8 protein-coding genes and 2 tRNA genes are annotated in these 12,461 nt (G+C 74.3%); 6 read left to right on the forward strand and 4 right to left on the reverse strand.

The features are described 5' to 3' along the window. The first annotated feature begins 6 nt into the window (after window positions 1–6). Window positions 7–831, forward strand: a complete 825-nt coding sequence (locus OG335_RS24110) for a hypothetical protein (protein WP_405013199.1) — start codon at window positions 7–9, stop codon at window positions 829–831. A 131-nt stretch (window positions 832–962) separates the two neighbouring features. On the opposite strand, the gene OG335_RS24115 is transcribed toward OG335_RS24110, so the two are convergent. Beyond that, window positions 963–1,036: transfer RNA gene (locus tag OG335_RS24115), tRNA-Lys, on the reverse strand. Window positions 1,037–1,187: 151 nt separating this feature from the next. Continuing rightward, a tRNA-Lys gene (locus OG335_RS24120) sits at window positions 1,188–1,261 on the reverse strand. A gap of 541 nt (window positions 1,262–1,802) precedes the next feature. Here OG335_RS24120 and OG335_RS24125 point away from each other — a divergent pair. Continuing rightward, a complete protein-coding gene (locus OG335_RS24125; RefSeq protein WP_405013200.1) occupies window positions 1,803–3,014 on the forward strand; it encodes a low temperature requirement protein A in 1,212 nt (403 codons plus the stop codon). Window positions 3,015–3,157: 143 nt separating this feature from the next. Beyond that, window positions 3,158–3,817 (forward strand): pentapeptide repeat-containing protein, encoded by a 660-nt coding sequence (locus OG335_RS24130; protein ID WP_405013201.1) that lies wholly within the window; start codon window positions 3,158–3,160, stop codon window positions 3,815–3,817. 64 nt (window positions 3,818–3,881) lie between these two features. Here OG335_RS24130 and OG335_RS24135 read toward each other — a convergent pair whose 3' ends face one another. After that, on the reverse strand, window positions 3,882–4,538 hold the full coding sequence (locus OG335_RS24135; protein ID WP_405013202.1) for an SDR family oxidoreductase: 657 nt from the start codon (window positions 4,536–4,538) through the stop codon (window positions 3,882–3,884). Window positions 4,539–4,724: 186 nt separating this feature from the next. Here OG335_RS24135 and OG335_RS24140 point away from each other — a divergent pair, with 186 nt between their 5' ends. Beyond that, window positions 4,725–6,773, forward strand: coding sequence for a phosphocholine-specific phospholipase C (locus OG335_RS24140; protein ID WP_405013203.1), 2,049 nt, complete (start codon window positions 4,725–4,727; stop codon window positions 6,771–6,773). A gap of 159 nt (window positions 6,774–6,932) precedes the next feature. After that, window positions 6,933–7,145 (forward strand): hypothetical protein, encoded by a 213-nt coding sequence (locus OG335_RS24145; RefSeq protein WP_405013204.1) that lies wholly within the window; start codon window positions 6,933–6,935, stop codon window positions 7,143–7,145. Between the two features lie 136 nt (window positions 7,146–7,281). Here the strand turns inward: OG335_RS24145 and OG335_RS24150 are convergent, their stop codons facing one another. Continuing rightward, entirely contained in the window at window positions 7,282–10,500 is a 3,219-nt protein-coding gene (locus OG335_RS24150) for a S41 family peptidase (protein WP_405013205.1), read from the reverse strand. Between the two features lie 240 nt (window positions 10,501–10,740). On the opposite strand from OG335_RS24150, the gene OG335_RS24155 reads away from it, so the two are divergent. Then, entirely contained in the window at window positions 10,741–12,432 is a 1,692-nt protein-coding gene (locus OG335_RS24155) for a chitinase (protein WP_405013206.1), read from the forward strand. Window positions 12,433–12,461: the final 29 nt, after the last annotated feature.

Consider the following 12,461-nt stretch of genomic DNA (forward strand, 5'->3'; position numbering starts at 1 on the left):
AGCACCATGGCCCGCCCGAGCATCCTGTACGTGACCGACCTCACCTATCCGGCCCGCGGCAGGCGGTACGGCGACGAGGACGTCCACCTCTCCGCGGAGCTGCGCACCGACTTCACCGTCGCCCTCTGCCACCCGCTGGATGCGGCCGGGCTGATGGACTCCTTCGACGGCGTCGTGGTCCGCAACAGCGGCCCGGTGCTGCACTACCAGGCGGAGTACGACGCCTTCCGGGCCGAGGCGCTGCGCCGCAGCACCCCGGTGTTCAACGAGCTGACCGGCCGTGCGGACATGGCCGGGAAGCAGTACCTGCTCGACCTCTCCGCCGCGGGCCACCCCGTCATACCGACCGTCGGCACGGCGGCCGACCTCGGCCGCCTGCCGGAGGCGCCGGAGTACGTGGTGAAGCCGATGCTGGGGGCGGACTCCATCGGTCTGGAGTTCGTCGCTCCCGAACGCCTGGCCGAGCACTGCGGAGCGGGAGGCGTCCTCGTCCAGCCGCGGATCGACTTCCGCTACGAGGTGTCCTTCTACTTCGTCGACCGCGAGTTCCAGTACGCGCTGCACACCCCCGACCGCGAGGTCCGCTGGGAGCTGGCGCCGTACCGGCCCGGCCGCGACGACCTGGCCTTCGCGCAGCACTTCGTCGACTGGAACACCATCGACCACGGCATCCAGCGCGTCGACGCGTGCCGTACCCCGGAGGGCGACCTGCTGCTCGTCGAGCTGGAGGACCTCAACCCGTACCTGTCCCTGGACCTGCTGGAGGCCGGGCAGCGCGAACGGTTCGCGGCCGCGACGAAGGACTCGCTCCGCCGGCTGCTCGCCCGCTGACCCCTCCCGACGGCCCCGGCGACTGCGACCCGGCGACTGGGTCCCGGCCCGTGCGGGGTCGGGCCCGTGCGGGGTCCGGTCCCGGGAACGCCGAAGGCCCCTCGCTCTCGCGAGGGGCCTTCGACCGTCTGTGCGCCGCCAGGGACTCGAACCCCGGACCCGCTGATTAAGAGTCAGCTGCTCTAACCAACTGAGCTAGCGGCGCGTGGTGACGGAGAGAACAATACACGTCCCGCCGGACCGTTCCGCACGGGCCCCGGCGACTGCGACCCGGTGACTGGGTCCCGGCCCGTGCGGGGTCCGGTCCCGGGAACGCCGAAGGCCCCCCGCTTCCGCGAGGGGCCTTCGACCGTCTGTGCGCCGCCAGGGACTCGAACCCCGGACCCGCTGATTAAGAGTCAGCTGCTCTAACCAACTGAGCTAGCGGCGCCTGCTGACCTGCGGAACATTACACGGCTGCGGGCGCCTGCCGGAAATCGTGAGGGCGCGGTCACCCTGCGCGTCCCCTGACGTGTCCCGCGGCGGGTGTCCGGGCCGGGTGTCCGGGTCGGCTGCCGGGGCCGCGCGCCGGCAGGCAGCGCGGTGATCACGAGGCTCGGCCGGCGTGCGGGGCGCAGCGGAGAACCGCCCCCGTGTTCCGTCCTCCGCCTTGACCTTCCGCGTTGCCCGCAGACCGCCCGTGTCGTCGTTCCACTCGGGAGGGAATCTAGCGGCCCGGCCGGGGCGTGCGGGGCAGCGCGCCGGGCACGGTCCCGGGAGCCGCGGTCCTGTCACCCGGTTCGCGCACTGCCGCGTCAACCGCGGGTGACGGCGGAGACCCCGTCGGGCCCGGCCGGCCGGGCCCGGGAGCGGAGGCGGGCGCTGAGGCGGGTGAGGAGGCGTGCGCGGAGGCGCGGGATGCGTGCGCGGGGCGCGCCGGAGTGCCAGGATCGCGGGGCAGATGCCGCACCGACCCTTCCCGAGGCGGGACCATGACCAGCGACGAGGCCAAGCACCCGGCCGGTGCGGCGACCACGCCGGCCCACCTCCAGCACCACCGGCCGGTCCGGCGGATGGCTCCGCGCCGGCCGGGGGAGGCGCATCGCACCGCGACCCCGCTGGAGCTCTTCTTCGACCTCTGCTTCGTCGTCGCCGTGGCCCAGGCGGGCGCGCAGCTCGCGCACGCCGTCGCGGAGGACCACCTCGCCACCGGGCTGTCCCGCTACCTCTTCGTCTTCTTCGCGATCTGGTGGGCCTGGATGAACTTCACCTGGTTCGCCTCCGCCTACGACGTGGACGACGTCCCGTACCGGCTCACCACCCTGGTGCAGATCACCGGTGTGCTCGTGCTGGCGGCCGGGGTGCCCCGGATGTTCGCCTCGCAGGACCTCGTCCTCTCCGTGGTCGGCTACGTGCTGATGCGGTTCGCGATGGTCACGCAGTGGCTGCGCGCGGCGGCCTGCGAGACGGGGCCGGCCCGGGCGGTGGCGCTGCGGTACGCGCTGGGCATCACCGTCTGCCAGATCGGCTGGGCACTGGTGCTGCTGGTGCCGCACAGCGCCTACGCCTACGTGCTGCCGCTCGGGGTGCTCGCCGAGCTGGCGGTGCCGGTGCTGGCCGAGCTGCCCGCGCGGACGACCTGGCACCCGCACCACATCGCGGAGCGCTACGGGCTGTTCACTCTGATCGTGCTGGGCGAGACCGTGGCGGCGGCGACCCTGGCGGTGCAGGCCGCGCTCGACGAGCACGAGGCGCTCGGCGAGCTCCTGCCGATCGCCGCGGGCGGTGTGCTGCTCTGCTTCTCCGCCTGGTGGATCTACTTCGCCGTGCCCGTCCACGGCCTGCTCCGCTCCAGCCGACAGGCGTTCCTGTGGGGGTACGGGCACTACCTGATCCTCGGTTCGGCGGCGGCGATCGGCGCCGGTCTGGAGGTCGCGGTGGAGCACGCGGTCGGCCAGGCGCACCTCTCGGCGGCGGCCGCGACCGCCGCCGTCACCGTGCCGGCGGCGCTCTACCTCCTCACGGTCTGGCTGCTGCACTCCCGGCACGTGAAGCGCGGCGCCGAGCAGGCGGTGCTGCCGGTCGCCGCGCTCGCGGTGCTGGCCTGCACCGCCGCGGGACGGTGGGGGGTGCCCGCCGCGGGGCTGGTGGCCTCGGCCGCGGTGGCGGTCGGCATCGCGCTGCACGCCCGCCGCGGAGCCTGACCCCTGACCCCCTCGTACCGCCGTCTCCGGCCGGGGATGTCGGTGCGCCCTGCCAGGATGGCCGGGGGCCGGCCCGCCCGGCTGCGCCGCCCGTCCGTCCAGCCGTCCGCCCCCGCGGGGCCCGCACCAGATCGGCCACCGACATGCCCGCCGTGCCCGCCGTTCCCGAGCAGCTCGCCGACCTGCCGTACGCCGACCTGCTGACCCCGCACCGCGGGGCGCTGCAGAGCGGTGCCCGCTACGACACGGTGCACTTCGAGGGCGAGGGCCCCACGGGCGGGGCGGCCGGGGCGAGCTTCCTGGAGTGCGCCTTCACCAACGTGGAGCTGCACGGCACGGTGCTGCGCACGGCCCGCTGGAACGAGGTCTGGCTGCAGGGCTGCCGCCTGGTGGCGGCCGACCTCGCGGAGTCGGAGTGGCAGGACGCGGTGGTGCTCGGCTCGGTCCTCGCCGGCATCTCCTGGTACGGCTCGCAGGTGCGCCGGACCGTGCTGCGCGGCTGCAAGCTGGAGTCGGTGAACCTGCGCGGCGCGGTGCTGCGCGACGTCGTGTTCGAGGACTGCCTGCTGCGGGACGTCGACCTCGGCGGCGCCAAGCTGACCGGTGTGTCGTTCCCCGGCTCGACCCTGGACGGCGTGCGGTTCGCCGGCGCCCGGATGGCGGACGTCGACCTGCGCGGCGCCGTCCGGCTCGGCCTGCCCGACGGCCACCAGGGGCTCTCCGGCGCGGTGCTCAACACGGGGCAGCTGTTCGAGCTGGCCCCGCAGTTCGCCCACGCGCTGGGCATCACGGTGAAGGACTGAGCGGTGAAGGACCGAGCGGTGAAGGGCTGAACGGTCCGGCCGGACGGCCGGGCGCGGTGCCCGTTCAGAGCCCGGTCAGCGCCGCGGCGATCGGCTGCCGGCCGGAGAGCAGCTCCAGGGTCAGGCCGGCGGCGGGGGCGGGCACGGTCAGCAGTGCGGCGAGCACGGCGGCGACGTCGCCGCGGGGCACCGAGCCGCGGCCGGTGTGCTCGGCGAGTGTCACCAGCCCGGTCGGCGGCGCGTCGGTGAGGCTGCCGGGCCGCAGCACCGTCCACTCCAGCCCGGGCCTGGCCCGCAGGTCGTCGTCGGCGGCGCCCTTGGCCCGCAGGTAGGCGCCGAAGACCGGGTCCGGCCCGTCGGGTGCGGCCGCGTCCGCGCCCATCGACGACACCATGACGTACCGGGGCACGCCGGCCCGTTCGGCGGCGTCGGCGAGCAGCACCGCCGCCGCCCGGTCGACGGTGTCCTTGCGGGCGGCGCCGCTGCCCGGCCCGGCGCCGGCCGCGAAGACCACGGCGTCGGCGCCGCCGAGCACGGCCGCGACCTCGGACGCGTCGGACGACTCCAGGTCCAGCACCACGGGTTCGGCGCCGCGCTGCCGCAGGTCGTCGGCCTGGCCGGCGTGGCGGATCAGCCCGACCGGGGTGTCTCCGCGATCGGTGAGGAGCTGTTCGAGGTCCAGGGCGATCCGGCCGTGTCCGCCGGCGATGACGATCCGCATGCCGACCACGCTATCCCCGTTCACCGGGCGGTCGCCGGGCGACGCGGCGGCGAACACTCCGTCAACCTTGCGTCCCGGCCATGGTCATGACGCCCGGCGCTGCGTGACGATTCTCCGCGGCCCGTTCTGCGGGCAACGTGTCCATACAACATCACCAGGCGTCATCACCGAAGGGACGGCGGCCCGATGGCTGAGCTCAGTCGTAGGAAGTTCATGGCACTGTCGGCGAGCGCCGCGGCGGGGGCCGCCGTGGCCGGTGCCGCGGGCGGCACCACCCGGGCCTCCGCGGCCGGGCTCGGCAGCACGGGCACGCTCGCCGACGCCCGGCACATCGTGGTCCTCATGCAGGAGAACCGCAGCTTCGACCACTACTTCGGCACGCTGAAGGGCGTCCGGGGCTTCGCCGACCGCAGCGCGATCCAGATCGCCGGCGGCTACAGCGTCTTCAACCAGCCGACCCTGCTGGGCGGCCGGCAGTACCCGTGGCAGTTCAGCGCGACCAAGCCGGCCGGCGGTGCCGACCCCGAGCGGCTCGCCCAGTGCAACGGCGACCTCGCGCACGCCTGGTCCGACCAGCACAAGGCGTGGAACGGCGGCAAGCTCGACTCCTGGGTCGCCGCCAAGGGCAACGTCCGCACCCTCGGCCACCTGACCCGCGCCGACCTGCCCTTCCACTACGCGCTGGCCGACAACTGGACCGTCAACGACGCGTACTTCTGTTCGGTGCTGAGCGCGACCGGCCCGAACCGCACCTATCACTGGTCCGGCACGATCGACCCCGCCGGCACCGCGGGCGGCCCGGCGTACGACGGCGGCGACGAGTCGGGCCTGCGCTGGCAGACGTACGCGGAGGCGTTGGAGACGGCCGGCGTCAGCTGGAAGGTCTACCAGAACGCCGCCGACAACTACGGCGACAACGCCCTCGCCTACTTCGACCGGTTCGCCAAGGCCCCGGCGGGCAGTGCCCTCGCCGCCAAGGGGATGGGCTCCGTGCCGAAGAAGACCGGCAGGACGCCCGACGACATCGCCGCCGCGATCCGCGCCGACGTGCTCGGCGGCACCCTCCCGCAGGTCTCCTGGATCGTCGCCGACCAGGCCTCCTCCGAGCACCCGTACGCCACCCCCGCCGACGGCGCGCACTTCGTGCACCTCGTGATGGACGCGCTCAACGCGGACCCGGACGTCTTCGACTCCACCGTCCTCTTCCTCAACTACGACGAGAACGACGGCTTCTTCGACCACGTGCCGCCGCCCGCGGCGCCGGCCGGCACGCCGGGCGAGTTCTACGACGGCACCAACATCGGCCTCGGCTTCCGCGTGCCGCTGATCGCGATATCCCCCTGGACCCGCGGCGGCTGGGTCAGCTCCGAGGTCTCCGACCACACCTCGGTGCTGCGCTTCCTGGAGCGCTGGACCTCGACCCTCGGCAAGCCCGCCGTCTGCCCGAACATCTCCGCCTGGCGCCGCAAGGTCTGCGGCGACCTCACCGGCATGTTCGACTTCGCGCACCCGGTGTACGGCATGCCCGCGCTGCCGAACACCGACGCGGTCATCGGCATGGCCGCGTGCGGCCCGCTGCCCAACCCGGCCCCCGTCGACAACGCGCTGCCCCGGCAGGAGGCCGGCACCCGACCGGCCCGCGCCCTGCCGTACCAGCCGGGAGGCGACCTCGACCACCTGGAGTTCGGCACCAACGGCGTCATGAAGGTCTGGCTCTCCATGACCAACCAGGGCACGTCCGCCGCGCACTTCGCCGCCTACGCCAACGCCCACCGCACCGGCGGGCCCTGGCAGTACACGGTGGACGCGGGCGGCCGGCAGACCGACTTCTTCAACTGCGGCACCGGTTACGGCAACGGCCCGTACGACCTCGGCGTGGTCGGCCCCAACCGCTTCCTGCGCCGCTTCAAGGGCGACGCCACCAAGCCCGGCAAGCTGGTGTCGGTCGCGACCTCGTACGCGACCGAGGCCGGCACCGGCAAGCTCGCCCTCCGGTTCGCGTTCACCAACGCCGGCAGCACCGCGGTGACCTTCACCGTCACCTCCACCAACTACCGCACCGACGGCCCCTGGACGTACCGGGTGCCGGCCGGCGGCTCGGCGGGCGACTACTTCAACGCCGTCGCCTACACCGACGGCTGGTACGACTTCACGGTCACCGTCGACTCGGACCCCACCTGGTCGCAGCGGTTCACCGGCCACCTGGAGACCGGCGCGGCCAGCGTCTCCGGCTGAGCCGACCGTGCGGACAGGGCCGACCGTGCGGACGGGCCGACCGTGCGGACCGTTCCGACCGGGCCCCGGGCCAGGTCCGGCACGCCCCCGGTGGCATCCCCGGCGGCGTAGTGTGACAGTGAGGGAAGCCCAGGTCGGACCGCACGCAAGGAGGAGGACATGGGCATCTTCGACAGGTTCCGGGGAAAGTCGCACGAGACGGCGAGTACGCCCGAGCGCGCCGCGCTCGCCCACGACGAGGCCGCCGACGCCTTCACCGACCCGGTCGGCCGGAGCGGGCCGGAGGAGTCGGCGGCACCGCAGTCCGTCCAGCTCGACGAGGACCACCGGGCCGCCGCCGACATGACCGCCGAGGGCGATCCCTGGGACTGATCACCGCAGCCGTACCCACGCCCGGAGGGGCGCAGCAGCCGACCGGCCGCTGCGCCCCTCCGGCGTTCCCCCGGCCGGACGAAGCCGCGCCCGCTGCCACGCTGCCGCGCCCGCCGTCGCGCTGCCGCGCCCGCCGTCAGGGCCGGGGCGGCAGCGGCGGACGCCGCAGGTCCGGCCGCGGTGCGTCGTGCGGCGGCGGTGCCGCGGCCGGCCGCTCCGCCAGCAGCTCCATCGCCAGCTCGACCGCGGCCGCGAGGTCGGTGTGCTCGCCGAGCGCCCAGCTGTGCGGGCTGCGCAGCACCTCCACGTCCGGTTCCACGCCGTGGTTCTCCACACCCCACCCGATGCCCTCGGTGAACCAGGAGGCGTTCTTCGGCACCGAGATCTGGGTGCCGTCGCCGAGCGTGTGCCGCCCGGTCATGCCGACCACGCCGCCCCACGTGCGGGTGCCGACGACCGGGCCGAGCCCGAGCACCTTGATCGCCGCGATGATGACGTCGCCGTCCGAGCTGGTGGCGTGGTCGGCGAGGGCGACCACCGGGCCGCGCGGGGCGTCGCGCGGCCAGCGCACCGGGTGCCGGCCGCGGGTGAAGTCCCAGGCGAGCACCCGGCGGCCGAGCTTCTCCAGCACCAGCTCGGAGACGTTGCCGCCGGCGTTGCCCCGGACGTCGAGGATGACGGCCGGTTTGGCGAGCTCGCTGCGCACGTCGCGGTTGAACTGCGCCCAGCCGGAGCCGCCGAGGTCCGGGATGTGCAGGTAGCCGCACCGGCCGTCGCTGAGCTCCTGGACGAGGCTGCGCCGCTTGACCACCCAGTCCTGGTAGCGGACCGGCCGTTCGTCGGTGAGCGGGGTGACGGCGATCCGGCGGATCCGGTCGGTCCCGCGGCAGCGCAGGGTGAGCTCCACGGTGGAGCCGCCGGTGCCGGCCAGCAGCGGCGCGGGTCCGCGGACGGGGTCGGGCGGGCGGCCGTCGACGGCGAGCAGTTCGTCGCCGTCCTGGATGCCGTAGCCGGCGAGCGGCGCGCGGGCCCGGGGGTCGGAGGACTCGCCGGGCAGGATGCGGTCGACCAGCCAGCGGCCGTCCGCGGCGCGGTGCGTGTTGGCGCCGAGCAGTCCGAGGGGCTGCTGGAGCAGCTGCGGGCCCTCGCCGCGCCGCGAGGGCGTGACGTAGGCGTGGGAGGTGCCGAGTTCGCCGAGGAGTTCGCGGAGCAGGTCGGCGAAGTCGTCGGGGCCGGCGATGCGCTCCAGCAGCGGCTCGTACTGCGCCACGAGGCCGGGCCAGTCGAGGCCGCACATGTCGCTGTCCCAGAACTGGTCGCGGACGATCCGGGCGGCCTCGTGGTAGGCCTGCCGCCACTCGGGTCCGGGGTGCACGGTGTGGGTGATGCGGCGCAGGTCGACGGTGACGGGGGAGCCGCCGGGCAGCGGGTGCAGCTTGAGGGCCCCGGCGGAGTACACCAGCACCGATCCGCCGTCGCCGGCGACCGCGTAGCCGTCGAGCTGGTCGACCACGGTGGTGCGGGTGCCGTGCGCGAGGTCGAAGTACTCCAGGGAGGGCCGGCCGGAGGTGTCCGCGGGGTTGGCGAAGGTCTGGCCGAGGGCGCCGGAGATCGGCCAGCGCAGCCAGAGCACCCCGCCGCGCACCGGCGCGGTGGCCGAGTACTTGGAGGCCGTCACCGGGAAGGGCACCAGCCGCTTGGTGAGCCCCTCGGGGTCGACGGTGACGGTGCCGTCGCCGCCGGTCGCGTCGGGGTCGACCCCGACCGCGGGCCGGCCCTCGACCGGCGCGGCGAACGGCGACGGGGTGTCCGCGGCGAGCGGGATGAGGTACGGGCGGCAGCCGAGCGGGAACGACATGTCGCCGGTGTGCACGTCGTGCACCGGGTCGAATCCGCGCCAGGAGAGGAAGACCAGGAAGCGGCCGTCCCGGGTGAAGACGGGGTGCTCGTCCTCGAAGCGGCCGCCGGTGACGTCGACGATCCGCTCGGAGGAGTCGACCCGGGCGAGCCGGATCGACCGCAGCGAGCGGCCCGCGACCGGCTGCGACCAGGTCAGCCAGCGGGAGTCGGGTGAGAACGCCGGGCTGCTGACCGGCCCGTAGTGGGAGGCGGCGACCTCCCGGACGTCGCCGTCCTCCGTGGTGACGAGCAGCAGGCGGCCGTCGGAGGCGGCGACGGCGAGGTGGCGGCCGTCCGGTGCGGCGGCGAGCTCCTGGACACAGCCGATCCGGCCGGCCGCGATCCGGCGGGAGGGGCCGCCGCCGTCGGTGCCGCGGGCGGGCAGCGGGGCGATCTCGACGGCGTCCTCGCCCTCGGCGTCGGTGATCCAGGCGACGTGGCCGCCGTGGGCGGGCAGCACGGGCAGCCGGGCCCGGACCCCGGGGGTGTCGGCGAGCACCCGCGCGGGGCCGTCGCGGTGGGTGAGCCAGTAGAGGCTGCCGCGCACGTTGATCACGCCGGCCCGGCCGGTGCCGTCGCAGACGAGGTCCTTGACGTTGAGCGCCGCCGACACGTGGTAGGCGCGGCGGCCGGCGCGGGCCCCGCCCAGCGGCACGTCCAGGCGGCGCGGGGCGGGGGCGTCGAGTCCGTCCAGCAGCCACAGGTCGCCGGCGTGCTGGTAGACGATGCGGGTGCCGTCGGAGGCCGCCTCGCGGGCGTAGTAGGAGGCGTGGTCGGTGTGGCGGCGCAGGTCGGTGCCGTCGGTGCGGCAGGAGTAGAGGTTGCCGATGCCCTCGTGGTCGGAGAGGAAGGCGACGCGCGGCCGGTCGGGCTCGCCGACCGGCATGGGGGAGGCCAGGTGGCCGGTGTGCCCGGGCAGCAGCTCGCCGTGGTCGAGCCAGAGGCGCCCGGTGGCGCCGCCGCGGTAGCGCTTCCAGGAGGACGGGTTGTGCGGGGCGGCGGCGGTCAGCAGCACGGTGTGGTCGACGCCGACCTGGGCGTCGTTGACGGGCCCCCAGGGCATCCGGCGGCCGGGGGCGCCGTCCGGCGGCAGCGCGTACGCCCAGGTGTAGTGGGCGAACGGCTCGTGGTACGAGGTCACGGCCAGGACGTCACCGGTGGGCAGCCAGCCGCGCACGCGGGTGTCGGGGCTGCCCCAGTGGGTGAGCCGGACGGCCTCGCCGCCCTCCACCGGGGCGGTCCACACCTCGGGGGTCAGGGCCTGCCAGCTCGTCCAGGCGACGGTGCGGCCGTCGGGGGAGAGCCGGGGGTGGCTGACCCGGACGCGGTCGGCCGTGACCCGCCAGGCCCGTCCGGTGCCGCCGTCCGGGCCGAGCGGGGCGACCCACACGTCGTCCTCGGCGGTGAAGGTGACGAGCCCGCCGCGGACGTGGGGGTACCTGAGATATCCGGACACTTCTCCATGGTTCGGCGCTCGCGGGGGGCCCGCAACCCGCCGCCCTACTGCGAACACCGCGACGGGCCCTGACGGTGCGCCGACTCCATTGACAGGCGCACGTGGATTCGATTCAGTGGTCTAGTCCAGGAATGGTCCAGTCCAATGCGGCGATGCTCCGCCGTGTCGGCGCGGCCGTGCCGGCCCCCACGCCGGTCCCGGACACCCTCCCCCACGTCTTACGGCAGGAGCATCCCCCACATGCGCGCTTCCTCAGGACCCGCCCACGCCGCACCGCCCGGCCGCCGCCTGCTGGCCGCCGCCACCGCCTGGACGGTCGCCGCGGCCGGCGCCGCGGCGCTGACCTTCGGCCTCGCCAACTCCGCCTCCGCGGGCGAGTTCCTCGCCAACGGCGGCTTCGAGAGCGGCGCCCTCGGCGCCTGGAGCTGCACCGGCGGCACCGGCAGCGTCGTCACGGGTCAGGCACACAGCGGCAGTTACGCCCTGGCGGGCGCCGCCTCGGCGAGCGACAACGCCCAGTGCACCCAGACCGTCACCGTCGCGCCCAACACGGCCTACACCCTCAGCGCGTACGTCAAGGGCGCCTACGTCTACCTCGGCGTCAACGGCGGCACCTCGACCTGGACCCCGAGCACCGGCGGCAGCTACCAGAAGCTCACCGTCAGCTTCACCACCGGCGCGAGCCAGACCAGCGCGACCGTTTTCACCCACGGCTGGTACGGCCAGGGCACCTACTACGCGGACGACGTCTCGCTGGACGGACCGGGCGGGCCCACGCAGCCGCCCACGTCCCAGCCGCCGACGTCGCAGCCGCCCACCTCGCAGCCCCCGACGTCGCAGCCGCCGACCTCCCAGCCGCCCACCTCGCAGCCCCCGACGTCCCAGCCGCCCACGACGCAGCCGCCCGGCGGCGGTCTGCCCGCGCACGCCCTGGTCGGCTACCTGCACGCGAGCTTCGCCAACGGCGCCGGCTACACCCGGATGGCCGACATCCCGGCCTCCTGGGACGTCATCAACCTCTCCTTCGGCGAGCCGACCTCGGTGACCTCCGGCGACATCCGGTTCAACCGCTGCCCGGCCACCGAGTGCCCGACCGTCGAGTCGGACGCCGACTTCAAGGCGGCCATCGCCGCCAAGCAGGCGCAGGGCAAGAAGGTGCTGATCTCGATCGGCGGCCAGAACGGCCAGGTCCAGCTCACCACCACCGCCGCCCGCGACGCGTTCGTCTCCTCGGTCTCCGCGATCATCGACAAGTGGGGCCTCAACGGCCTCGACATCGACTTCGAGGGCCACTCGCTGTCGCTCAACACCGGCGACACCGACTTCAAGAACCCGACCTCGCCGGTGATCGTCAACCTGATCTCCGCCCTGAAGACGCTCAAGGCCAAGTACGGCGCCGGCTTCGTGCTGACCATGGCCCCGGAGACCTTCTTCGTGCAGCTCGGCTACCAGTACTACGGCTCCGGCCCCTGGGGCGGGCAGGACCCGCGCGCCGGCGCCTACCTGCCGGTCATCTACGCGATGCGCGGCGACCTCACCCTGCTGCACGTCCAGGACTACAACTCGGGCTCGATCATGGGCCTGGACAACCAGTACCACTCGATGGGCGGCGCCGACTTCCACGTCGCGATGACCGACATGCTGCTCAAGGGCTTCCCGGTGGCCGGCAACACGGCCAACGTGTTCCCCGCCCTGGCCGCCTCGCAGGTCGCGATCGGCATGCCGGCCACCACCAACGCCGGCAACGGCTACGTCTCCCCGGCCGAGGTGAACAAGGCGCTCGACTGCCTCACCAAGGCCGCGAACTGCGGCAGCTACGTCCCGCGGGCCGGCGCCCAGCCGAACCTGCGCGGCCTGATGACCTGGTCGATCAACTGGGACCGCTTCGGCGGGCAGGAGTTCTCGAAGAACTTCGACTCCTACTTCGGCTGATCCGTCCGTCACCCCCGTCCGTCACCCCC

Source organism: Kitasatospora sp. NBC_01539, assembly GCF_045040525.1.
Taxonomy (GTDB): Bacteria; Actinomycetota; Actinomycetes; order Streptomycetales; family Streptomycetaceae; genus Kitasatospora.

Bases quoted from the DNA above. Each gene is read 5' to 3' on its own strand.
- OG335_RS24140 (WP_405013203.1), top strand. From the start codon at position 4,725: ATGGCTGAGCTCAGTCGTAGGAAGTTCATGGCACTGTCGGCGAGCGCC.
- OG335_RS24130 (WP_405013201.1), top strand. From the start codon at position 3,158: ATGCCCGCCGTGCCCGCCGTTCCCGAGCAGCTCGCCGACCTGCCGTAC.
- OG335_RS24135 (WP_405013202.1), bottom strand. From the start codon at position 4,538: ATGCGGATCGTCATCGCCGGCGGACACGGCCGGATCGCCCTGGACCTC.
- OG335_RS24110 (WP_405013199.1), top strand. From the start codon at position 7: ATGGCCCGCCCGAGCATCCTGTACGTGACCGACCTCACCTATCCGGCC.
- OG335_RS24155 (WP_405013206.1), top strand. From the start codon at position 10,741: ATGCGCGCTTCCTCAGGACCCGCCCACGCCGCACCGCCCGGCCGCCGC.
- OG335_RS24125 (WP_405013200.1), top strand. From the start codon at position 1,803: ATGACCAGCGACGAGGCCAAGCACCCGGCCGGTGCGGCGACCACGCCG.
- OG335_RS24145 (WP_405013204.1), top strand. From the start codon at position 6,933: ATGGGCATCTTCGACAGGTTCCGGGGAAAGTCGCACGAGACGGCGAGT.